Source organism: Texcoconibacillus texcoconensis, from assembly GCF_014202575.1.
GTDB lineage: Bacteria > Bacillota > Bacilli > Bacillales > Salisediminibacteriaceae > Texcoconibacillus > Texcoconibacillus texcoconensis.
This window is the reverse complement of sequence record NZ_JACHHB010000004.1, coordinates 1-22,971: the sequence shown is the minus strand read 5'-3', so window position 1 is coordinate 22,971 and position 22,971 is coordinate 1. Positions and strand designations below refer to the sequence as shown.

The following is a 22,971-nucleotide window of genomic DNA, read 5'->3' as shown; positions in this document are numbered from 1 at the left end:
CCCTATCCTCCTTCACCTCCATCGGTGAGGTGATTTCCCAATGATCGAAACGACTTTTGAAACCTTTGCAAAAGCGACAAAAAATCATCGGACGATTCCAGTTGTTGCCAATGTTTTCGTTGATACGATGACACCAGTTGAAATGTTTTCGGCTTTTGATGAGGAAGCTTGTTTTATATTAGAAAGTGAAGACCCACTATCTCCTTGGTCAAACTACTCATTTATTGGCTTACACCCATTTTTCAAGATTCAAGAGCAAGAAGGTTATTTTTCATTAATAAACGAAGAAAGCGACATGTTGTTTAAGGAAAAAACGTGGACAAAAGCATGGGATAAGACATTGGAACAGTTAAAGCCTATGCCTTTAGATAACGAGATTCCGTTTACAGGCGGCGGGGTTGGTTACGCAACTTTTGAATCTCTTGGTCATACTGAAGACAGTGTTATGATGCCGCCAGCATCGAAAAGTTATCAACAAGTGATGATGATGTTTTGTCGAACAATCCTTGCTTACAACCATAAAAAACAACAATTGACGTTGATATACTACGCGACTATAGATGAACAACGTTCGACTCGTGAAGTGTATGAACAAGCAAAGAAAGAATTAGCACGGACTGTTGAAACGATGCGCCATCAACAACAACCTGTACAGTCTTTTTTACCACCGATCCCAGACGTCTTAAATGTTTCTTTTGAGGGCGTGACATCTAATTGCGATAAAGAAACATTTATACAGAATGTTGAAGAAGTGAAAAATTATATTCGTCAAGGGGATATCTTTCAAGCTGTACTGTCGCAACGGTTTGCTAAAAAAACGGACGTGACGGGCTTTCAATTGTATCGAGTGTTACGAAAATTAAACCCTTCACCGTATTTATTTTATATCCGCCTTGGTAAACGTGATGTGATTGGCAGTTCACCAGAAAGGCTTGTAAAAATATCTGCAAATCGTGAGGTTGAAATCCATCCGATAGCAGGGACGCGACCTAGAGGGAAAAACAAGCAAGAAGACGAGGAGTTGGCAGATTCACTGATCGAAGATGACAAAGAACGAGCCGAACACTTCATGCTTGTAGATTTAGCGAGGAATGATGTCGGGCGTGTAGCGGAGTATGGATCTGTGAATGTTGATTCACTGATGGAAGTCGGAAAGTTTTCGCATGTTATGCATTTAATCTCCAAAGTGACTGGAAAGCTCCAAGAAAACATTCATCCCCTTGATGCGATGTATAGTGCGCATCCTGCGGGTACGGTATCAGGGGCACCGAAACTTCGTGCAATTGAGATTATTCAGCAATTAGAGCCTTCGTATCGGGGCATCTATTCTGGTGCGATTGCCTATGCAGGTTTTAACGGAGCGATTGACTCGTGTATAGCGATTCGTACGATGATTTTAGAAGATGGCTATAGTTATGTGCAAGCGGGTGCGGGTATCGTTTATGATTCCATCCCAGAAAACGAATGGGAGGAAACGAGAAATAAAGCGAAAGCCTTAATACGTGCTGTTGAGTTAGCAGAAGAGATGTTCTTAAATGAGGAGGTTCGTTCATCGTGAAAGCAATGATAGAATCCTTGCTAAAAGGGGAGACGTTGTCGGAAGAGAAAGCAGAGGAATTGATGGAGCAAATGATGGAAGGAAATGTGTCTAATGAACACATCGCTTCACTTCTAACCATCATGCGTTACCGAGAAGAAACAGTTGATGAGATTACAGGATTTGCTCGTGCGATGAAAAAGAAAAGTTTGTCTATTGATCACGATATGACAGATTTACTCGATACATGTGGTACAGGAGGAGACGGTTCGAATACGTTTAACATTTCCACAGCGGCTGCACTCGTTGTTAGTTCATTAGGTGTCCCAGTTGCAAAACACGGAAACAGAAGTGTTTCTTCAAAGACAGGAAGTGCCGATGTCCTCGAACAACTCGGCGTACCGATCCAAGCGTCAAAACCTGAAGCAGAAGCAATGCTTGAAAGTGTAGGACTGACATTTTTATATGCACCGATCTATCATTCAGCGATGAAGCACGTTGCGCCTGCGAGAAAAGAATTAGGTGTGAAAACGATCTTCAATGTGCTAGGTCCTCTCACCAACCCAGCAAATGCCAACCGACAAATCGTTGGCGTGTATGGATTTAAAGAAGCAAGAAAAATGGCGGAAGCAGCGAAGCGTCTTGGAACAAAGCGTGCCCTCTTTTTAACAGGGTATGATGGTTTAGATGAATGTTCAATTGCTAAACCGACGTCGATTGTTGAACTGGCAAACGGTGAAATTTCAATGTACGATATTGCACCAGAAGATGTAGGACTTGAACGTGGATCAATTGAAGACTGCACAGTATTCACATCAGAAGAAAGTGCATCTTTAATTGAGGGAATATTCAGTCATGAAGCGCGACAGGCAGCGATAGATATTGTAAAATTAAACGCAGCTTGTGCACTTTATGTTTATGACCGTTGTGAAACGATTGCAGAAGGTGTTCATCTTGCCGCCAAAGCGTTAAAAGAACGCCGAGTTCACGAACATTTACAAATGATAAGGAAGTTCAAGGAGGCAGTCTCGTGATTTTAGATGACATTGTTGCGACGAAAAAACAAGAAATGAAGCAATTCGCAATGCCGTTGGAGTCAGAGGTGAAAGGGTACTCTTTTTTCGAAGCGTTACGTGAACCTCATCGCTCACTAGGTGTGATAGCAGAAGTAAAAGCAGCCTCGCCTTCCAAAGGTGTGATTAAGGAGCAGTTTTCTGCATTAGATGTTGCTCGCTCTTATCAAGAAGCGGGAGCTGACGCCTTATCGGTCCTAACTGACGAATCGTATTTTAAAGGGAGTTGCCAAAGGCTTACAGAAGTGAAAAAACACGTCAATCTGCCAGTCATACGAAAAGACTTCATTATTGATGAGCGTCAAATTGAAGAAAGTAAACGGATCGGTGCTGATGCGATTTTGCTTATTGCATCTATTTTAGAGCCAAAAACACTTAAGTCCTTTTATGAACAGGCGAAAATACTTGGTCTTGATTGCCTCGTTGAAGTACATGGTTACGACGAACTACAAAAGGTGCTCGATCAATTTGAACCAGATATTTTAGGGGTCAATAACCGTGATTTAAAAACATTTACGACGAGTTTACAAGAAACAGAAAACCTTGCTCGTCATATCCCGAAGTCATCTATTTTTGTTAGTGAAAGTGGTATTCATGAAAAGGCAGACATTGATTTCGTTTCTAGATGTGGGGCCAATGCCGTTCTTGTCGGCGAAGCGCTCATGCGAGCTGATGATCCTCGTAAAACATTACCGGAATGGTTCGCATCATGAAACAGCCAATGTTGAAGTATTGTGGTCATAGATCCTTTGACGATTACAAACGTTCAGTAGAGTTAGGTATTGAATTTATCGGTATTATTTTTGCAAACAGTAAGCGCCAAGTAACTGCAGAAGCGGTCGCTAACTGGCAGCAAAATAAGCCGTTACGTGACACCCAAAAACTTGTTGGTGTTTTCGTAGATGAACAGGTTGATTATGTTATCGATATTGCAAACGTGGCAAAATTAGATATTATTCAATGTCACGGAAAGGAAAATATCGTCACCTTAGAGAAGTTAAAAAGTCAGTTAAGTTGTTCGGTTTGGAAGACAATTCACCACGGCCCTGATGTATGTAACGAAATGAAAAGATACGAAGGAATCGTAGATGCTTTTTTAATTGACACGAGTGTAAAAGGGATGGTAGGAGGAACAGGGGTCACGTTTGATTGGCAGTACGTACCAACATACCAAAACCAGGCTCACGAACTAGGTGTCCCTTGCTTTATTGCTGGAGGGGTTCGTCCAGAAAATGTTGAACAACTATTAGCATATCAACCGGATGGTATCGATGTATCGAGTGGGATTGAGACAAATGAAGAAAAAGATGAAGAGAAAATGATAGAAGTGAAGGAGAAGGTGAAAAGTGATGACAGTTTATCCTGATCAAAAGGGACGTTACGGCGCATTTGGTGGACGTTTCGTACCTGAGACGTTAATGGTTGCGCTAGAAGAATTGACACAAGCATATGAAACAATCTCAAATGAAGAAGACTTCCAACAACAATTGCAAAAAGAATTAACGGATTACTCGGGCCGCCCAACCCCGATTACTTACGCTGAACGTATTAGCAAACGTATTGGTGGAGCAAACATTTATTTAAAACGTGAAGACTTAAATCATACAGGCGCACACAAAATGAATAACGCAATCGGTCAAGCATTACTTGCAAAGCGAATGGGGAAAACAAAAATCATTGCTGAAACAGGTGCAGGACAACACGGTGTAGCAGCAGCGACAGCCGCAGCTCGCTTCGGCCTAAGTTGTAAAGTATTTATGGGTGAAGAAGATATGAAACGTCAAGCGTTAAATGTCTTTCGAATCGAATTACTCGGTGCCGAAGTCATCCCTGTAAAGAGTGGGAGTAAAACATTAAAAGATGCGACAAACGAAGCGATTCGTTATTGGGTTGCAAATGTAGAAGATACATTTTATTTAATCGGTTCCGTTGTTGGACCACACCCTTATCCTAAAATCGTTCGTGATTTCCAAACGGTCATCGGCAAAGAAAGTAAACAACAATTTCAAGCTCAATACGGAAAGTTGCCAGATGAAGTGTTTGCTTGTGTCGGTGGGGGAAGTAACGCAATCGGGATGTTTCATCCGTTTCTAGAAGATGACGTCAAACTTGTAGGTGTAGAAGCAGCAGGAAAAGGGTTGCATACCGAAGAGCATGCGGCGACGTTGACGAAGGGGACAAAAGGTGTATTGCATGGCTCACTCATGTATTTACTGCAAGACGAAAATGGGCAAATTGTAGAACCGCATTCAATTTCTGCAGGTTTAGATTATCCAGGAATTGGTCCAGAACATGCGCATTTATTTGAAACAGGTCGAGTACAGTATGAAGCAGCCAGTGATGCGGACGCATTAGAAGCGGTACAGACGCTTGCTCAAGAAGAAGGAATTTTACCCGCTTTAGAATCGGCCCATGCGCTAAAAAAAGCGTTTGACCGAGCGGAACAACTTCCATCTAGTGCTTCGATTTTAGTATGTTTATCAGGTCGAGGCGACAAAGATGTGCATACGATTCAATCGTATTTAGGGGGAGAGTAATAATGAAACAAGCAGTGAAACAACCATTGTTAAATAAAAGCAGTGAATTATTTATTCCGTATGTCGTCGTTGGCGATCCAAGTCTCGAAGTAACCGAGCGAGTGATTGAGATGTTAGCGGAGTCAGGGGCAGATGCGGTCGAGTTAGGTGTACCTTATAGCGATCCGTTAGCAGACGGCCCAGTGATTCAACGTGCAGCTTCCCGTGCTTTAGATCAAGGTGTCTCGTTAAAAGACGTGCTGCAAGTCGCGGCGAATGTGAAAAAAAGAGGCGTTGACATTCCGCTCGTGCTGTTTAGTTATTATAATCCAGTCCTACAATTTGGAGAAGAAGCGATTGTTCAAGAAGCAAAGCGAGCAGGTATTGATGCATTTCTTATTCCAGACTTGCCATTGGAGGAAAGTGAAGAGTTCACTTCTTTAGCACAAGCGCAAGGGCTATCCATGATCTCTCTAGTGGCGCCAACATCGCACGACCGAATTGAATATATTACAAAGCGGGCTGAAGGGTTTGTATATCTCGTATCGTCCCTCGGAGTGACAGGGGAACGTTCAAATTACAATGAAGAAGTCTATCAATTTATTGAAAGAGTGAAACAAACAAGTACAGTGCCAGTGGCTGTCGGCTTTGGAATCTCAAGCCGAGAACAAGTGGATCAATTCTGGCAGCATGCCGATGGTGTTATCATTGGGAGTGCAATCGTACGTACTATTGAGGAAAACCGACAATTATTAAGCAATGAAAACACAATGGAAAGTGGCCTTAAAAACATTAAAGCATTTGTCGAATCACTTATTTCATCGTAAGATAGAGAAGAAAGATTCTTTTACGCATTGAGGTGTTAAACAGTGGAAACGAAAAAGGCATTAGAAGGGTTGTCTCCATATCAACCAGGCAAACCTATCGAAGAAGTAAAACGTGAATTTGGTCTTTCTTCGGTCATCAAGCTCGCATCAAATGAAAACCCATTCGGTTCTTCACCACAAGTGAAACGAGCGATTGAAGAAACCATTTCTGACTTAGCGAAATATCCTGATGGTTCCGCACAAGCTGTGAAAAAAGATGTCGCTCACTTTTTAGGCGTTGATCCTAGTCAACTTTTATTTGGTAATGGTTCAGATGAAGTATTGTTGATTCTTTGTCGCACATTTTTAAAACCAGGAGATAATATTGTGACAGCAACACCGACTTTTCCGCAATATCGCCATAACGCGGTCATTGAAGGAGCAGAGGTACGCGAAGTCCCTTTACAAGATGGTGTCCATGATTTATCTGCGATGTTAGAAAAAATCGATGAAAATACGAAAATCGTTTTTGTATGTAACCCGAACAACCCTACAGGAACGTATGTAAATGAAGAATCGTTCTTAAACTTTTTAGCGCAAGTCCCGAAAGACACGATCGTCGTCAGTGACGAAGCGTATTATGAATACGTTACGGCGGATGATTTTCCTAATACGATTCCACTCATCGATCAATATCCAAACTTATTCATTACGAGAACATTTTCAAAAGCGTATGGCTTGGCTTCATTAAGAATTGGCTATGGCATTGGCCAAGCGACACTTGTGCAAAAAATGGACCCTGCTAGGGAACCATTTAATACATCAACAATTGCGCAACGAGCGGCCCAAGCTGCATTAAAGGATCAGTCATTTATCGACGCGTGTCGTGAAAAAAACCAACGAGGCATACAGCAATACATGGATTATTGCGTTGAGCGCGGGCTTCAATACTTTCCATCAGAAACGAACTTTATTATTTTTGATGTAGGTGCTCCAGCAGACGATGTATTCCAACATTTATTATCTAAAGGCTATATTGTTCGAAGTGGCCAAGCGCTAGGGTACCCGACTATGATTCGTGTCACTGTAGGTACTGAAGAAGAAAACCAAGGTTTACTTGACGAATTAGATGCATATCACCTACAGAAGCGTTCATCTTAGGAGGAAAAACGGTGAAAAAACATGTACTGATTATCGGGCTAGGTTTAATTGGCGGATCCCTTGCGCTTGCTATTAAAAAAGAGCATGCTGACGTTTACATTTACGGTTATGATATCGATACAGACAGTGTGTCTATGGCGCAATCGTTAAAAGTGATCGATGAAGGTGTGCAATCGATTGAAGAAGCAGCAGCAATCGCTGACTTGCTCATTATAAGTACGCCTGTCGTTAAAACGATGGAAATACTTGAACAATTGCAACACGTGCCGCTGAAATCAGGGGCGCTCATTACAGACGTTGGTAGCACGAAAAAGCGGATCATGGAAAAAGGGCGCAAACTTGAGAATAAAGATGTTACGTTTATTGGTGGACACCCAATGGCAGGGTCCCATAAAACTGGTGTAACTGCAGCAAAAGCGCATTTGTTTGAAAATGCTTATTATGTGATTACACCAGATCAATCAGTACCAACTCCAGCAGTAATCCGTTTACAAAATTGGCTCAAAGGGACGCGTGCACGCTTTTTAACGATGCTTCCTGAAGAACATGACCAATTAGCAGGTGTTATCAGTCATTTTCCTCATGTGATTGCGGCTAGTTTAGTCCGTCAAGTTGAAAAAATTTCTTACGAGCACCCGCAAGTCGGACAGCTGGCTGCGGGAGGGTTTCGTGATATAACGCGTATTGCTTCCTCGTCACCTACAATGTGGCGAGATATCTGTGTTCATAATAAAGAAATACTGCTTGAATTGTTGCAATCTTGGCAAAAGGAACTGCGAGATGTGACAGGTATGATTGAAAGTGAAGATGAAAAGGCGCTTTACGACTTTTTTTCTCAAGCAAAGACGTATCGGGATGAGTTGCCATCCAAAAAACGAGGAGCGTTACCTGCGTTTTACGATTTATACGTTGACGTCCCTGACCACCCAGGTGTAATCTCAGATGTGACAGGGATTTTAGCAGAAGCGGGAATTAGTATTACAAATATACGAATTATAGAAACGCGTGAAGACATTATGGGTGTTCTTCGCTTAAGTTTTCGCTCGGAATCTGATTTGCAAGCAGGTAAGCAATCATTAAATGATCACCTTTATGAAACGTATGTAGCTCAGTAGGAGGTAACGAATGACGGAGAGACGAATGGAAGCAACAGTAAAATCTTTAAATGGGCGAATTGCTGTACCAGGAGACAAATCAATTTCACATCGTTCGATCATGCTCGGAGCATTAGCAGAAGGGCGTACCACAGTGGAAGGCTTTTTATTTGGTGAAGATTGTAAGCGAACGGTGAAATGTTTTCAAGAACTTGGTGTTTCGATTGAACAAACTGAACAAGGTGCATTAATCATTGAAGGCGTCGGTTATGATGGTTTAAAGGAGCCTACAGAAGTATTAGATGTTGGCAACTCAGGGACGACGATTCGTTTAATGCTAGGGATTTTGGCCTCAAGGCCGTTCCATTCTGTTTTAACAGGCGATGCTTCAATTAGGAAGCGGCCGATGGACCGAGTTACAGTCCCGTTGAAACAAATGGGCGCTGTGATCAATGGACGTGAGCAAGGTCGATTCGCTCCACTTGCGGTAAGTGGTGAAAATACATCAGGAATTGTTTATGACACGCCTGTAGCCAGTGCACAAGTGAAGTCAGCTGTTTTGCTTGCGGGGCTAGGTGCGGACGGAGAGACCGTTGTTCGTGAGCCAGCACCATCTCGTGATCATACAGAAAGGATGCTACAAGCATTTGGTGTTAATCTAGAGCAAAATGGGACAAGCGTTCGTTTGAAAGGAAAGCAAAAGCTCTCGGCTTGCGATATTCGTGTTCCTGGGGATATATCCTCGGCTGCATTTTTTCTCGCAGGTACTGCCATAACAGAAGCGAGTGAAGTGTACATAGAAAATGTTGGAGTGAACCCGACACGGACAGGTATACTTGATGTTATGAAAAAAATGGGTGCTAATGTTGTGAAAAAGCATGAGCGAATCGACACTGGGGAGCCGATCGCAGATCTTGAAGTCCGCTCATCAGCATTAACGGCAACAACCGTAGAAGGAGATGACATTCCTCGTTTGATTGATGAAATTCCTGTTCTTGCTGTGCTTGCGACCCAAGCAGAAGGGACGACGGTCATCAAAGACGCGGCGGAATTAAAAGTGAAAGAAACGAACCGTATTGATACGGTTGTTGGGCAGTTGAAAAAGTTAGGAGCTAACATTGAAGCGACAGAAGACGGTATGGTGATCCATGGACGAACACCTCTAAAAGGTGGTACAGTTGATAGTTTTGGAGACCATAGAATTGGCATGGCGATGGCAATTGCGAGTCTCGTATCAGAGGAGCCGATTGTGATTCTAAATCAGGAAGCTGTTGACGTTTCATATCCAGGATTTTTTGAAGATTTATCAAACCTCAGTGTGACCACAGGATAAAAATGTTTTCGAACCGCTGAACACATCGAAGGATGTCTAGGCGGTTTTTTTATGGATTCAACAAAGGTATAAATGCTCCATGCTCCTCATAGCTTGCAGTAACAATACAAAAACGGGGTGGAGTTGTGCCATATATCATTGAAAGCTGTACAGAAAACTTAGAAGGGAAGGCGAAAGATCTTTACATTAAAAATGGGCAAGTGAATTATGTAGGCGAACAAGTTAAGCGATTGAAAGGCTATCGGTTATCGATCGACGATTTTTTTATCCAACCAGGTGGTGTACTTTTATATGATGAAGGTGTTAATCAAGGGTTAGCGTTAGCTTCCTATGAAAACATCTTGAAAATAGGCGCTACGACTGTTGTAATACCTGTACATGTCCGTTACGAACGGCAAGTAACAGAAGCGATATCACGAGCGCGTAAATGGATGACAAATTGTCCTTCTGATTATTTATTTGCTGTGGTTGTACCGATTTCAAAATTGAAAGAACGCCTTGTGCGACGTTTGTATCAAGAAAAAATCCCCCTTATTATGATCGAACTTGATGATGAACAAGCTTTACGCGAAGTAAAATGGCAACGAATATCGGAAGCTTTGTTTCCTTTAAAGTCAGCATTAATGTTAAGGAAACCTAGTAAACAAATGGATCCACGTCAAGAGAAATACGTTAATCAAACTTGGTCAAAGGTTGTGAAACAGTATCAATTTAATGCCATCGAAGAGTTGCCAAACGGTTCATTCTTTTCAAAACAAGCACTGAAACAATTGGGCTTGTACCCAAAAAAAGGTGTACTGCAAACAGGAAGTGATGCTGACTATGTATTAATACAAAAAGATATGACAAAACAAGATTGTAAAGAGCAAGACGCTTCTGTTGTCGTGCGTCGAGGTGAGGTTCTAAAGGCGGGCGAGGTATTTAGCTGTCGTTCGGAAGGTGAGGAAATAACAAACATCATGCCAGGAAAATTCCTTCCTTTTTCAAATATTTTTAGAAGCTGAGATAAGCTTTCTACTTTTTTCACGTCTGTTCTTACGCTACAATACTAAGAGGTCGTTTGTTAGACTGGAGACATAGAAATGGGTGGTATTTATGAAGGAAACATTTGAAGCAATTATCGAAAAAATCGATCAAGGAGATATTGAACAGGCGTTAAACGATGCTGAAGACCTTCTTAAAGAAGGAGACGATGATACAAAACGGCATGTGGCTGAATTGTACTTTGAACTTGGACTTGTTGATAAGGCGAAAGTAATTATTGAAGAATTGATGTTTCGTTACCCTGACCATGGCGAACTGTTTGCATTTGCAGCAGAATGTTATATCGACTTAGGTGAGGAAGACGAAGCGATTGAAATGCTAACTGAAATAGCAGAAGATGACCCTGCATACCTTCAAGCACAATTGTTATTAGCTGATTTGTATCAATCACAAGGGCTAGAAGAAGTTGCGGAACAAAAGCTGCAGACAGCAGAAAAGAAAGCGCCGGACGAGCCGATTATCCAATATAGCTTAGGCGAGTTCTACCTAAGTCGAGGCGATTATAATAAAAGCGTCTCATATTATAAAAAGGTCAACCACCAAAAAGATGCTTCTTTACCGAAAGAGCTAAAACCTGAACTTCGTCTTGCGGAAGCGTATAGTGCAACTGGGCAATTTGAAGAAGCGCTAGATTACTATGAACAAGGGTTACAAAAAGATGAAGAGCCACAAGGGTTATTTGGATATGGTTATACAGCAATGCAAGTAGAAGATTATGATTTAGCAATCAAGCAATTTCATCGATTGAAAGAAGTGGATCCATCATTTACAACCGTTTATCCGTACCTTTCAAGAGCTTTACGCATGAAAGGGATGTCTGAGGAAGCGTTAGAAGTCGTCAAAGAAGGGATGAACCACGACGAATTTAATGAAGAACTATACTTAGAAGCGGGCCGAATTGCATTAGCACAAGGGAAAGCAGCAGAAGGGGAGGAGCACCTCCGTAAAGTGATTGCGCTGAACCCAAGTAATCTCGAAGCCGTTCGTGAACTTCTTTTCTTCTTACAAGAAGATGAGCAGCATGAAGAAATTGAAGAATTGATTGATTTTCTCGAGGATTATGGAGAAGTGGATCCGTTGTTTTCGTGGTATAAAGCGAAAGCAAAGTATGAGCAAGATGAGTTTGACGAGGCTGTCGCTTTATATGATGAGATTAGTGCTCATTTTGAGGAAGACCTACAGTTTGTTGAAGAGATGGCAGCTATTTGTATGGAAGCAGGCCGTATAGAAGAAGCGAAAGCAAAATACCGTTGGGTTCTTAAAAATGACACGGACCGCCACGATATTGAAGAGCAATTGATGAGAATGGAAATGGAGTAATGAACATGACCTGGGTGTGACATACCCGGGTTGTTCTCCGTACTTAAAAAGATGTAAATTATAGAATCGCTCTACTCGTTCATACTAAAGAAAAACATTCAGATAAAGAAGGGATGTTACTTGTTACAAACGTTACTCGAGCAGAGTGAGATTCAGTTACGCACACTAATGAAGCAATGGGAGATCTCTGGAAACCTCCATTCAAAACAAGATATGGTAGAGCGACTATACAAACATCTAAAAGACGATGATGAATGGAAAAAACAATGGCGCGCAATGCATGCTGGTGAACGGATGCTTGCATTATCTATCTCTTTAGATCCGCGTCCATCTTTAAATAAGTTTGAAACAAAGAGCTTATTACCACGTTCGAAACAACCTGAACATGCGCAAACTGTTGAACGTCTTCTATCACTTGGTCTGTTGTTTAAACAAACACATTCTGATTTTTTTTGGATGCCTGTATTTATTAAAAAACGTTTAAAAAGAGAATTAAGGCATTCTGCATATCCGTGGACGATTGTTTCACCTAATCGCAGTTCTGTGAAAATGGATGCGATTTCGGATGTGATTACTTGGATTGATCAATTAGAAGAAGACCCATTACCATTAACAAAAAGTTATAAAATACATAAACGGGATTTAAAACGAACGTTATCACGTTTCCAACATCCTGAGGAATTACCAGATGAAAAATGGCGCTTTGGTTATGGGCGGCACTTTGATGCATACCCGGACCGCTTTTCACTTCTCTATGATTTTTGTTATCGAAATAAATGGATCGAAGAGCGAGAAGGGTACTTGCAAGTCACTAAATACGCCAAACAAATTGATGAATGGTCAGCCTCGACCTTTATGAAAAACTTGCTGAAAACGTATATCAATATTTATCGTCACGCAATTCCTTGTTTACCATTTATCGTCCGGTGGCTACAAGAAATCACTCAGCCTATGGAAGCTATTGATAAAGAATGGGTAAAAAAAGAGTTGCAATTGTTTGTTGACCCATTTTACTTTGATGGAAAATCGGCCGTTGTAGAAAAGCGAATCCTTAATATGCTAGAAGCTTGTAACTTTTTGACAACCTTCCATGAAGACGATGATCAATACGTTTATCCGACTTCTTGGTTGTAGAAATTTTTACAAATCATTGCGTTTTTCTGTTCATTTTTAAAGGGTTTAACTGATATATATCGAATAAAATGAGTAAGGCGAGCACGGCGTTTACAAACGTGCTTTGTCATTCAACTTGACTTTCCGTCGTCATATACATGTGTTTTAGGTTGAATAAGGCGATGGATCATACCTGCCTGTTGAATCGAATCGATAGGGGGAGAGGCGAAATGAATAGCTCTATTCCGGTGATGGAAAAACGTGATTTTCTAAAGTGGTTTCTTGATGAGTATCAATTGAAGCGAAGGGAATGTGCGTGGTTATTGAATTATCTTATGAGTGATGATTCGCTCATGGAACGTGTACATTTTGTTGAGCAGGCTGAACATTGCCCAAAAGCATTATTGATTTCAACAAGTGATGTTGACAAGGTTCCGTTTGCCTTTCACAAAAAACAACACGTGACGATGGATGCCGAAAAAGCATTCCATGATATTCGGTTAAACCGACATGAAAATGTGTTCGTCCAGCTTTATTTTACAGACCGACTCTCTGTCCCACAATATGTTGCGGTATTGGAGGAAAACCCATATCTCCCAGCAAATGAAGAAGAAATAAACTTACGTTCTTTATTAGCGGAGATGGTTATGGATCAATCACTACGTCACTACCGCAAAGAATGGTTAAAACAGAAAATTGATGAATCTTTAAAAAACAAAGATGAACAATCATTCAACCAATATGTAAAAGAGTATGAACAATTAAGAGCCCTCGATGTATGAGGGCTCATTTAATACTGTATAGAAGGAAGGTAGAAAAACATGAAATGGACAATGCAAGATATCGATACATATTTACAAGCTAAAGAGTACGTTGATACAGCGGTTATTCCACTAATCCCTATCGATTTAAAAGAGGATGTAAAACAGAAAGTATCAATGGGAACTTTTATCTCAACGATGGCCGATGCTATTGAGCGTCAATTTAAAGGGAGAGTTCTTTTATTTCCGGCGTTTACATATATAAAGAATCAACCTTTAGAAAAACGAAAAAGTGAGTTAATTGATTGGGATCGTCACGTTTATGAGCAAGGTTTTAAACACGTCGTTTATTTAACGGCCGATGGTGATTGGAAGCAAGTAGAGGATGAATTGCCAGACATGCTTGTGTGGCTTCCGGCTTTACCTTTTGAGAATATGGAAGATCGTTATTTGAAACAAATGATTGACCAGCAAATGAAACAAATCATTCCGTTATTAACAAATAAATGGCAATCAGAACCGAAACAACGCCCTTGACATTCATAAAATAGACAAACTTTTGGAAAACTTTCGCAAACCCGTCCACAAAACGTTCAAATTTATTGACACGGTTTACCATTGTGAGCTATTATTATGTTGACTTAGTAATAATTACAATGTGGGAATATTATAAAGTAAGGGGGAGAGAGCATTGAGTAGCGAAAAAGAGCATCGCGTATCCAGACGTCAATTTCTCACATATACATTGACGGGCGTCGGAGGTTTTATGGCAGCAGGTATAGCTTTACCATTAACTCGCTTTGCGCTTGATCCAGCCCTAGAGGGTGGAGACGAGCAAGAGATGGTAGCTGTCGCTTCTGTCGATGAATTGACAGAAGAGCCACAAAGGTTTGACTATTCATTCGAGCAAGAGGACGCATGGCACACAAGTGAAGTAACGCAAACGGCATGGTTGTATTTGGATGGAGATGAAGTTGTTGCATTGTCACCAGTGTGTACACACTTAGGGTGTACAGTAGATTGGGATTCTAACGAAGATTTTCCTAACCAGTTTTTCTGTCCATGTCATGGTGGTCGATTTGAAAAAGATGGTGTGAACGTAGCGGGAACACCACCAACTCGCCCGTTGGATGTTTATGAAATGGAAGTTCGCGACGGCACTGTATATTTAGGGCGGCCGATTTCGCGTGATTAGAGAGGAGGCGTAATCCATGTTACAAAAAATCTATGATTGGGTAGATGAACGATTGGATATTACGCCGATGTGGCGTGATATCGCTGACCACGAAGTGCCGGAGCACGTAAACCCAGCGCACCATTTTTCCGCTTTCGTGTATTGTTTTGGTGGATTGACATTCTTTACAGTTGTCATCCAGATTTTATCTGGGATGTTTCTAACAATGTATTATGTTCCGGATATTATTAATGCCTATGAATCTGTGTATTACTTGCAAAATGAAGTGACATTTGGTGTGATCGTGCGCGGTATGCACCATTGGGGCGCGAGTCTAGTTATCGTCATGATGTTTTTACATACGTTGCGCGTCTTCTTCACAGGTTCATATAAAAAACCGCGTGAATTGAACTGGGTTGTTGGGGTCCTTATGTTCTTTGTCATTTTAGGTTTAGGATTCACGGGTTATTTACTTCCGTGGGATATGAAAGCTTACTTTGCGACGGTTGTAGGACTTGAAATTGCTGAGAGTGTTCCAGTCGTCGGTGACTTTACGAAGACACTACTCGCAGGAGGAGAAATTGTTGGTGCGCAGACACTCGCTCGTTTCTTTGCGATTCACGTGTTCTTCTTACCAGGCGCTTTACTAGGTCTATTAGGGGCGCACTTCTACATGATTCGTAAACAAGGAATCTCTGGTCCATTGTAGGATCGTCTTTTCGTAAAAAGGAGGGAAAGTTATGCAACGGGGGAAAGGAATGAAATTTGTCGGTGATTCGCGTATTCCTGCGGAGCGAAAGCCGAACATTCCGAAAGACTATTCCGAGTATCCAGGGAAAACGGAAGCGTTTTGGCCGAACTTCTTATTGAAGGAGTGGATGATTGGTGCGGTATTCTTAATCGGCTTTCTATGTTTGACGATTGCTCATCCTGCACCGCTAGAACGTGTTGCTGATCCAACAGACTCTGGATATATTCCGTTACCGGATTGGTACTTTTTATTCTTGTATCAATTGTTAAAGTATGAGTATGCTGCTGGGGATTTCACTGTTATTGGGGCTGTTGTTATTCCAGGCATCGCCTTTGGGGCCTTACTTTTAGCACCTTGGTTGGATCGCGGACCGGAAAGGCGTCCGATGAAACGTCCAATTGGAAGTGGGTTAATGCTTCTTGCGGTTGTTTCGATTATTTTCCTTACTTGGGAATCAGTCGATGACCATGACTGGGAAGCGGCTGCACAACAAGGTGAGATCGTGGATGTTGATTATGATGTCGATGAAAGTGCCGAAGGGTATGACATCTATTTATCTCAAGATTCGTGTATCGGTTGTCACGGGGATGATATGCTAGGTACATCTGCGGGGCCACCGGTTTTTGAAAGTGATTATGATGTAGACGAGATAATAGAAATTATCCATGAAGGTATCGGATCAATGCCGGGTGATCAGTTTGATGGTTCTGAAGAAGAGTTAGAAACGTTGGCAGAATTTATTGCCAACGACGGTCAAGAACCATAAACCATTTTACGTATAAGGGATAGTTTTTCGAGGTTGACCTGAAAAGAGCTGTTATTGCAGTTATCTTTTGCAGGTCAACCTTTTTTAATTTACAATAAATATGATTTGTGAATTTTACCAAAACGTGTCGTTATAATAAGAAAGGTTTGATATTGTGGAACTCATGTACGTAATTTTACGACATCGGACAGTATTGTGGTCCCTTTTTTGGGTGAATGTTATAGGTACAATCTATGGTTATATGTGGTACGGAGATCAATTGGTGCAAACGCCAATCCATTTTATTCCATTTGTTCCTGATAGCCCTACTGCAAGTTTGTTTTTTGTATTTGTGCTGATTGCTTTTTTAAGTGGGAAGAATTGGCCTCTTTTAGAAGCGTTAGCCGCGGTAACACTTATTAAATATGGCTTGTGGGCGGTCGTTATGAACACAGCAGCAGGAATTGCAGGTGATACACTAAATTGGACGCATTATATGTTGATATTTTCTCATTTAGGGATGGCAATACAAGCTGTTTTATACGCGCCCTTTTTTCGCATTAAAACATGGCACATTGTTGTAACGGCCCTTTGGACTGTACATAATGATATCATTGATTACTTATTTGGTATGCAGCCGTGGTTATCGAGAGAGTTAATGCCTTGGATCAATGAAATTGGTTACTTCACGTTTTGGCTTAGTATTTTTTCGATTGCGGTTGTTTATTTTCAACAACAATGGCAGCAAAAGCGATCGATTGAAGGTGGTTAAATAAGAAAACCTGGTCTAACCTTGTTCTTCCTTACATAAGATGAATTAGAAATGTGAGGAGGGACAGGCGTCATGAGGAAAAGGATCTTCTGCGCCATGATATTGGCGATGTTCGTGTTATCAATGACTCCAAATATTGGACTAGCTGAAGAGCGTAGTAGTGAAGATATTTGGTTCGAAGCAAACAAGTGGGTGGAGAAAAGTTTACAATACGCACACAGGCAACAATATGAAGATTCGAAACGTTTTTTAGAACGTTTTTCCGACCTTTTTAATGAAGTGCGGATGGAAGATGATCGGTTAACGATGACGGATTTGTATGTTATTACTCATATCTATGATGAGGCTAAAGAAGCAGTAATAAGCGTGAAGATGGACGACAGCAAAAGGGTTGAAGCCATTACATCATTAAGGTTGCTTACAGATGTATATATAACGCCGGGAAAGCCACTTTGGAAAGAAGTTGAACCAACTTTAAATCAACTTTTGCAACGTATGAATGATGCGGCAGAGTCTGAAGATTGGAACACCTACCAATATGAATTAGACGAGTTTATCGCGGCTTATGATACTGTGCGTCCTGCTTTAAACGTAGATGCAGAAAAAGGTGTTTTTCAAGCTTTGGATGCATCGATTGCCTATTTAAATGAAAATCGATCGTTGTCGGACCGTTCACGTCTAACTGAAGACATACTCCCTCATGTTGAAAAGCACCTTGAGCTTATCTTTTCAGAAGAAGGTCAAGATGTGTCTGATCCATCTTTAATTTGGGTTATAATTTCCATCAGTGGTGTAATTGTTGTGTGTTTAAGTTATGTTGGTTGGAAAAAGTATAAAGGAGAGAAAGATCGATATCGAAACCGACGTAGACAACGGTAGTTAAAGCAACTTTATTGACAGTTTGAACGTGTTTGACTAAAATTGATGTTAAGAAAATGAAGGAATAAAGGAGGGAAACGGATTGTTTTCAACAGGAGGATTTCTTATTTACATCGCCCTTCTCTTGATCATTCCAATATGGGCACAAATGCGTGTGAAAAACGCGTATAAAAAATATTCGCAAGTTCGTTCATCATCGGGAATGAGTGGTGCAGAAGTTGCGAGGAAAATTCTAAATGATAACGGCTTATTTGATGTTAAAATTGAGCCGGTAAAAGGTAAACTTAGTGATCATTATGATCCAAGAGCGAAAGTGGTTCGCTTGTCTGAGGAAAATTATTACGGTGATTCAGTAGCAGGTGCTTCCATTGCTGCCCACGAGGTTGGGCATGCTATTCAGGATGCGGAAGATTATGCGTTTTTACGTTTTCGTCACTCGCTTGTTCCGGTGGCAAATTTAGGATCGAACCTTTCATTTTTCTTAATCTTGGCAGGTATCATACTTGGAGCATCACAGATGATGTTAGCAGGTATAGTATTCATGTCTGCAGCGGTGTTGTTCCAACTCGTTACATTACCAGTTGAATTTAACGCATCTAGCCGTGCGATGGAACAAATGGTAAGTGTTGGGGTCATTCGTAACAATGAAGAAAAAGAGACGAGAAAAGTATTAGATGCTGCTGCGTTAACGTATGTAGCTGCAGCTCTTGTCGCTGTCATGGAGCTCGTACGTTTTATCTTGATGTATGTAGCTATGAATGACGATTAAAAACTTTTTAAAGCTGACTAATGTCAGCTTTTTGCTTATAATAAAGGGTGACCTGAAATGGGGTCACCCTTTGTTTTATGATGATTCACTTTTACTTGCCGCGGTATTTCTCTGCATTTCACTTTAAAACTTAAATAATGAAAGCCCTACCTCTCTTTCATCCTTACGGCTCCGAAGCCGTGCCAGTGTAAATAAGGTTCTCTTAGTGGTTCAACAGGGTGCCAATTCATCCGTAAAATAACTCTCACACCTTGATATGAAATATTTAAATAAAATTTATTTACGTAATAAAGAAAGCGATCATCACATGATCGTGAAAAACAAACACGAGTTCTAATTTAACATATTTCACGAACATTTGCAATGTATATATTTTTTTATTAAATGGACGTCCTTCTACTTGAATGTCCATTTTGTATATTAACAAGTTTACAAACGTAATTACATGACATTTGTCATCCTCCGAAATTGACGTTTATGACTAAAAGAAATAACTTGCATTTTTTATAATGATTAAAATGAAATTTATTTCGCGGGTTGTAAACGTTATTTGGAGGGGTTTATCATGAGTAAAGAAAGTATTGCTGAACTAAAAAAAGACGTCGTTCCTTTTGAAAAAACAGATTTAAATAAAAGTATAAAACAAATTATTAACACATTGGGGCCTTTGTTGGTCTTATGGTATGTGGCTTATTTAAGTTTATCGGTATCATATTGGTTAACGATCCCTATTCTTATTGTGACTGCAGGGTTTGCAGTTAGGACATTCATTATTTGTCATGATTGCTGTCACCAATCGTTTTTCAAAAGTAGTAAAGCAAATGCAATTTTAGGAACAATCACAGGTGTGTTAACGCTTGTTCCTTATGAACAATGGAAAAAAAGTCACAATATTCATCATGCAACAAGTAGTAACCTTGATAAACGCGGGACTGGAGATATGTGGGTACTTACAGTAAAAGAATATAATGAAGCTTCAATTTGGCGCAAGCTTGCTTATCGCCTTTATCGTAATCCAATTGTCATGTTAGGTATAGGCCCAATTGTCATCTTCCTGATAGCATATCGTTTTAATGTTAAAGGGGCACGAAGGAAAGAACGCCTTAACACTTACTTAACAAATGTATTGATTGCTATCCTTTATACAACGTTAGTTTGGATGGTCGGTTGGCAGGCATTTTTGATGATCCAGGCTCCGATACTATTTATCTCTGGGTTACTTGGCATCTGGTTGTTTTATGTCCAGCATCAATTTGAAGAAAGTTATTTTGAACATAATGAAAAGTGGAGCTTTGTGCAGGCGGCAGTAGAAGGTAGTTCGTATTATAAACTTCCAAAAGTTTTGCAATGGTTAACAGGAAACATAGGGTTTCATCATGTTCACCATTTAAGTCCTCGGGTTCCTAATTATTATTTAGAGGATGCACATGAGGCTACCCCGCCTCTTCAAAAAGCAACAACAATCACACTTCGAACAAGTCTTAAGTCTCTTCGTTATCGTCTATGGGATGAAGACACAAAACAATTTGTTACCTATAAGAAAGCAAAGGAAATACTGGCATCTAGAAATGGTGAAAAGCCAGTGGAGAACATGGGTAACCTCGTTAACGATCCGATAACTGAAAAGGTAAAAAAGCGAACTAGTTCAATATAAGTAGAGATGAGGGGATGGATTGTGAAAAGGTGGAGTGAACGACTAAGAAAAAATACAGGCTTAAGTCCATTTGTCTGGATTGTATTTTATATCCTTCCCTTCTACTTCATTTTTCAAGAGTCAGAAACACCGCAAGTTGTTATCGGTATTGTTATGATTATTGGGTTCTTTTTATGTTACGTCCTTTCCTTTGCTTCTTATGGATGGGTGGTTTACTTAGGGGCAAGTTTGCAGATTGCGATCTCGACAGCGATGAGTATGTTATTTGGTTATATTTATTTCTTTTTATTCCTAGCTTTTTTTATTGGCAATATTAAGAAGCGTGCGGCTTTTATTACGTTGTATACCGTATTACTGATAAGCACTTTCGCAACGAGCTATTATGGTTTCGTCAATCATAGTGTATTTATAACGCAGCTACCGTTTGTGTTTCTGAGTATGGTTGCGGTGATCCTCTTGCCGGTGAACACATTTAATAAAAATAAAGAAGAAAAATTGCAAGGGCAATTAGAAGATGCGAACAAAAAAATCTCAGAACTAGTGAAATTAGAGGAGCGGCAAAGAATTTCTAGAGATTTACATGATACACTTGGCCAAAAACTATCGTTAATAGGTTTGAAAAGCGATTTAGCTTCAAAGCTTATTGAGAAAAATCCAGAAAAAGCTCGCTCAGAAGTAAAGGATGTTCAGAATACTGCAAGGATCGCATTGAAAGAAGTGAGGGAATTAGTTACGCAAATGCGTGGAACAAGGTTAGAAGAAGAAGTACCACGGGTAGAACAAATTTTAAAAGCTGCAAATATTGACTATTCAATCAAGGGAACGACGAAGTTGGAAAACATCTCATTGGTCGCTGAGAATGTCGTAAGTATGTGTATAAAAGAAGCGATCACAAATGTTGTGAAACATAGCGGTGCAACGGTGTGTTCTGTTACGATTGAACAGACAGATACGGACATTGTTGTCAAAATAGAGGATAATGGAGTAGGCTTCGAAAAACCACTTCATAAATTAAAAGGAAGCGGTTTGCAAGGAATGAAAGAACGTCTGGAGTTCGTAAATGGAACTCTTGACATTGTTTCTGGTGACGGAACGACGGTGATCAATCATATCCCTTATAATATAGGTCATTCTGAAGAAGGGGCGGAAATATGATACGGATTGTTATTGCAGAGGATCAAAAAATGATGTTGGGGGCCTTAGGAGCTCTTTTAGATTTAGAAGAAGACATGTCGGTTGTAGGAAGTGCCAGTAACGGTGAAGAGGCATTAGCATTAGTAAATGAAGAGAAACCAGACATTTGTATAATGGATATTGAAATGCCAGGGAAAAGTGGCTTGGATGCAGCGGAAGAGTTAAAGGGAATTGACTGTAAAGTTGTTATTTTAACGACTTTTGCCCGTGCAGGTTACTTTCAAAGAGCTATTAAGGCTGGAGTGAACGGTTATATGTTAAAAGATAACCCTAGTGAGGATTTAGCTAATGCAATTCGTAGAGTAATGGAAGGGAAGCGTATATACGCACCGGAGCTTGTTGATGAATTGTATAGTCAGGAGAATCCTCTGACAAAACGAGAAAGTGAATTATTAGCTTTAATGGCTGAAGGTAAAAGCACGAAAGAAATCGCAGAAACCCTTCATCTAACATATGGGACTGTCCGTAATTACATATCCACAATCCTTGATAAATTAGAAGTTAGTAATCGAATTGAAGCAATTGCACGGGCAAATGAAAAAGGGTGGTTCAATTAAATTGTAAAGTATGTTAAAAATTACCTGTTGTTATTTGATCAGGTTGTAGTGTATAGTATATCAAGTCGCTGACAAAAACTTTGGCGATTACAAAACATAACACGCACTAGATTCATAGCAGGAACAAAATGAAATAAAGAATTTAAAAAGTGTGTTGACGAAATTGTTTTTTGGTGTTATTATATTATTTGTCGCTTTGAGGGAGCGACTGAAACACTGACCTTTGAAAACTAAACAAAAAGCTAAGCGACCAGCGGGATCTTATTTAAGATTCTGTCAATGAAACAATAAAGATGTCAGAGACATCAAGCTTATTCGAGAAGTTGTTTAAGGAAGGCCGACTAAGTATGCGACGTCCTGTCGCAACATCGGCACTTGAACATCCTGTTCATCGGAGAGTTTGATCCTGGCTCAGGACGAACGCTGGCGGCGTGCCTAATACATGCAAGTCGAGCGCGGGAAGCTAATAGATCTCTTCGGAGTGACATTAGTGGAACGAGCGGCGGACGGGTGAGTAACACGTGGGCAACTTACCTCTTAGACTGGGATAACCTCGGGAAACCGGGGCTAATACCAGATGACCGATTCGCTCGCATGAGCGAATTGTAAAAGTTGGGTTTCGGCCTAACACTAAGGGATGGGCCCGCGGCGCATTAGTTAGTTGGTGAGGTAATGGCTCACCAAGGCGACGATGCGTAGCCGACCTGAGAGGGTGATC

23 protein-coding genes and 1 rRNA gene are annotated in these 22,971 nt (G+C 40.6%); all 24 read left to right on the top strand.

Annotation, left to right across the window (positions count from 1 at the left end; all coding sequences use genetic code 11):
* Nucleotides 1-40 precede the first annotated feature (40 nt).
* Nucleotides 41-1,558 (top strand): anthranilate synthase component I, encoded by a 1,518-nt coding sequence (gene trpE / locus HNQ41_RS05150; protein WP_184663350.1) that lies wholly within the window; start codon nucleotides 41-43, stop codon nucleotides 1,556-1,558.
* Nucleotides 1,552-2,571: an anthranilate phosphoribosyltransferase gene (gene trpD, locus HNQ41_RS05145; RefSeq protein ID WP_425506966.1), complete on the top strand. Its 1,020-nt coding sequence runs from the start codon at nucleotides 1,552-1,554 to the stop codon at nucleotides 2,569-2,571. Before trpE ends, trpD begins: the two co-directional genes overlap by 7 nt.
* On the top strand, nucleotides 2,571-3,323 hold the full coding sequence (gene trpC, locus HNQ41_RS05140) for an indole-3-glycerol phosphate synthase TrpC (RefSeq protein ID WP_184663577.1): 753 nt from the start codon (nucleotides 2,571-2,573) through the stop codon (nucleotides 3,321-3,323). Before trpD ends, trpC begins: the two co-directional genes overlap by 1 nt.
* A complete protein-coding gene (locus HNQ41_RS05135) occupies nucleotides 3,320-3,976 on the top strand; it encodes a phosphoribosylanthranilate isomerase (protein WP_184663349.1) in 657 nt (218 codons plus the stop codon). The genes trpC and HNQ41_RS05135 overlap by 4 nt, the downstream gene beginning before the upstream one ends.
* Nucleotides 3,960-5,147, top strand: a complete 1,188-nt coding sequence (trpB, locus tag HNQ41_RS05130) for a tryptophan synthase subunit beta (protein ID WP_184663576.1) — start codon at nucleotides 3,960-3,962, stop codon at nucleotides 5,145-5,147. The genes HNQ41_RS05135 and trpB overlap by 17 nt, the downstream gene beginning before the upstream one ends.
* 2 nt (nucleotides 5,148-5,149) lie before the next feature.
* Nucleotides 5,150-5,953: a tryptophan synthase subunit alpha gene (gene trpA / locus HNQ41_RS05125; RefSeq protein WP_184663348.1), complete on the top strand. Its 804-nt coding sequence runs from the start codon at nucleotides 5,150-5,152 to the stop codon at nucleotides 5,951-5,953.
* A 42-nt stretch (nucleotides 5,954-5,995) separates the two neighbouring features.
* Nucleotides 5,996-7,093 (top strand): histidinol-phosphate transaminase, encoded by a 1,098-nt coding sequence (hisC, locus tag HNQ41_RS05120; RefSeq protein WP_184663347.1) that lies wholly within the window; start codon nucleotides 5,996-5,998, stop codon nucleotides 7,091-7,093.
* An 11-nt stretch (nucleotides 7,094-7,104) separates the two neighbouring features.
* The gene (locus tag HNQ41_RS05115) at nucleotides 7,105-8,208 is read left to right on the top strand and encodes a prephenate dehydrogenase (protein ID WP_184663346.1); all 1,104 of its coding nucleotides are present in this window, start codon (nucleotides 7,105-7,107) and stop codon (nucleotides 8,206-8,208) included.
* A gap of 10 nt (nucleotides 8,209-8,218) precedes the next feature.
* Complete coding sequence (gene aroA, locus HNQ41_RS05110; protein WP_184663345.1) at nucleotides 8,219-9,520, top strand: 3-phosphoshikimate 1-carboxyvinyltransferase; 1,302 nt, start codon at nucleotides 8,219-8,221, stop codon at nucleotides 9,518-9,520.
* A 125-nt stretch (nucleotides 9,521-9,645) separates the two neighbouring features.
* A complete protein-coding gene (locus tag HNQ41_RS05105; protein WP_184663344.1) occupies nucleotides 9,646-10,524 on the top strand; it encodes a hypothetical protein in 879 nt (292 codons plus the stop codon).
* 91 nt (nucleotides 10,525-10,615) lie between these two features.
* Entirely contained in the window at nucleotides 10,616-11,884 is a 1,269-nt protein-coding gene (locus HNQ41_RS05100; RefSeq protein WP_184663343.1) for a tetratricopeptide repeat protein, read from the top strand.
* A gap of 120 nt (nucleotides 11,885-12,004) precedes the next feature.
* Nucleotides 12,005-13,018, top strand: coding sequence for a hypothetical protein (locus HNQ41_RS05095; protein ID WP_184663342.1), 1,014 nt, complete (start codon nucleotides 12,005-12,007; stop codon nucleotides 13,016-13,018).
* A 209-nt stretch (nucleotides 13,019-13,227) separates the two neighbouring features.
* A complete protein-coding gene (locus tag HNQ41_RS05090) occupies nucleotides 13,228-13,779 on the top strand; it encodes a ReoY family proteolytic degradation factor (protein WP_184663341.1) in 552 nt (183 codons plus the stop codon).
* Between the two features lie 39 nt (nucleotides 13,780-13,818).
* Nucleotides 13,819-14,295 (top strand): YpiF family protein, encoded by a 477-nt coding sequence (locus HNQ41_RS05085; RefSeq protein WP_184663340.1) that lies wholly within the window; start codon nucleotides 13,819-13,821, stop codon nucleotides 14,293-14,295.
* Between the two features lie 154 nt (nucleotides 14,296-14,449).
* Nucleotides 14,450-14,953 (top strand): Rieske (2Fe-2S) protein, encoded by a 504-nt coding sequence (locus HNQ41_RS05080; protein WP_246421493.1) that lies wholly within the window; start codon nucleotides 14,450-14,452, stop codon nucleotides 14,951-14,953.
* 16 nt (nucleotides 14,954-14,969) lie between these two features.
* On the top strand, nucleotides 14,970-15,641 hold the full coding sequence (gene qcrB, locus HNQ41_RS05075; protein WP_184663339.1) for a menaquinol-cytochrome c reductase cytochrome b subunit: 672 nt from the start codon (nucleotides 14,970-14,972) through the stop codon (nucleotides 15,639-15,641).
* Between the two features lie 31 nt (nucleotides 15,642-15,672).
* Nucleotides 15,673-16,449 (top strand): menaquinol-cytochrome c reductase cytochrome b/c subunit, encoded by a 777-nt coding sequence (locus tag HNQ41_RS05070; protein WP_184663338.1) that lies wholly within the window; start codon nucleotides 15,673-15,675, stop codon nucleotides 16,447-16,449.
* Between the two features lie 154 nt (nucleotides 16,450-16,603).
* Nucleotides 16,604-17,200, top strand: coding sequence for a lipoprotein heptaprenylglyceryl N-acetyltransferase LhaT (gene lhaT, locus HNQ41_RS05065; RefSeq protein WP_484600383.1), 597 nt, complete (start codon nucleotides 16,604-16,606; stop codon nucleotides 17,198-17,200).
* A 72-nt stretch (nucleotides 17,201-17,272) separates the two neighbouring features.
* Nucleotides 17,273-18,079 (top strand): sporulation protein YpjB, encoded by an 807-nt coding sequence (locus HNQ41_RS05060; protein WP_184663336.1) that lies wholly within the window; start codon nucleotides 17,273-17,275, stop codon nucleotides 18,077-18,079.
* A gap of 82 nt (nucleotides 18,080-18,161) precedes the next feature.
* Nucleotides 18,162-18,848, top strand: a complete 687-nt coding sequence (locus HNQ41_RS05055; protein ID WP_184663335.1) for a zinc metallopeptidase — start codon at nucleotides 18,162-18,164, stop codon at nucleotides 18,846-18,848.
* 565 nt (nucleotides 18,849-19,413) lie between these two features.
* Complete coding sequence (gene desA, locus HNQ41_RS05050; protein ID WP_184663334.1) at nucleotides 19,414-20,502, top strand: Delta(5) desaturase DesA; 1,089 nt, start codon at nucleotides 19,414-19,416, stop codon at nucleotides 20,500-20,502.
* Between the two features lie 21 nt (nucleotides 20,503-20,523).
* Nucleotides 20,524-21,657: a sensor histidine kinase gene (locus HNQ41_RS05045; protein WP_343043330.1), complete on the top strand. Its 1,134-nt coding sequence runs from the start codon at nucleotides 20,524-20,526 to the stop codon at nucleotides 21,655-21,657.
* Entirely contained in the window at nucleotides 21,654-22,253 is a 600-nt protein-coding gene (locus tag HNQ41_RS05040) for a response regulator transcription factor (protein WP_184663332.1), read from the top strand. The genes HNQ41_RS05045 and HNQ41_RS05040 overlap by 4 nt, the downstream gene beginning before the upstream one ends.
* Before the next feature lie 388 nt (nucleotides 22,254-22,641).
* A 16S ribosomal RNA gene (locus tag HNQ41_RS05035) occupies nucleotides 22,642-22,971 on the top strand; the annotation flags it as partial.

What these genes read in the sequence shown, in the direction of transcription:
- trpE (WP_184663350.1), top strand. Translation starts at nt 41, where the DNA reads ATGATCGAAACGACTTTTGAAACCTTTGCAAAAGCGACAAAAAATCAT.
- HNQ41_RS05135 (WP_184663349.1), top strand. Translation starts at nt 3,320, where the DNA reads ATGAAACAGCCAATGTTGAAGTATTGTGGTCATAGATCCTTTGACGAT.
- trpB (WP_184663576.1), top strand. Translation starts at nt 3,960, where the DNA reads ATGACAGTTTATCCTGATCAAAAGGGACGTTACGGCGCATTTGGTGGA.
- trpA (WP_184663348.1), top strand. Translation starts at nt 5,150, where the DNA reads ATGAAACAAGCAGTGAAACAACCATTGTTAAATAAAAGCAGTGAATTA.
- aroA (WP_184663345.1), top strand. Translation starts at nt 8,219, where the DNA reads ATGACGGAGAGACGAATGGAAGCAACAGTAAAATCTTTAAATGGGCGA.
- HNQ41_RS05100 (WP_184663343.1), top strand. Translation starts at nt 10,616, where the DNA reads ATGAAGGAAACATTTGAAGCAATTATCGAAAAAATCGATCAAGGAGAT.
- HNQ41_RS05090 (WP_184663341.1), top strand. Translation starts at nt 13,228, where the DNA reads ATGAATAGCTCTATTCCGGTGATGGAAAAACGTGATTTTCTAAAGTGG.
- HNQ41_RS05085 (WP_184663340.1), top strand. Translation starts at nt 13,819, where the DNA reads ATGAAATGGACAATGCAAGATATCGATACATATTTACAAGCTAAAGAG.
- qcrB (WP_184663339.1), top strand. Translation starts at nt 14,970, where the DNA reads ATGTTACAAAAAATCTATGATTGGGTAGATGAACGATTGGATATTACG.
- HNQ41_RS05070 (WP_184663338.1), top strand. Translation starts at nt 15,673, where the DNA reads ATGCAACGGGGGAAAGGAATGAAATTTGTCGGTGATTCGCGTATTCCT.
- HNQ41_RS05060 (WP_184663336.1), top strand. Translation starts at nt 17,273, where the DNA reads ATGAGGAAAAGGATCTTCTGCGCCATGATATTGGCGATGTTCGTGTTA.
- desA (WP_184663334.1), top strand. Translation starts at nt 19,414, where the DNA reads ATGAGTAAAGAAAGTATTGCTGAACTAAAAAAAGACGTCGTTCCTTTT.
- HNQ41_RS05040 (WP_184663332.1), top strand. Translation starts at nt 21,654, where the DNA reads ATGATACGGATTGTTATTGCAGAGGATCAAAAAATGATGTTGGGGGCC.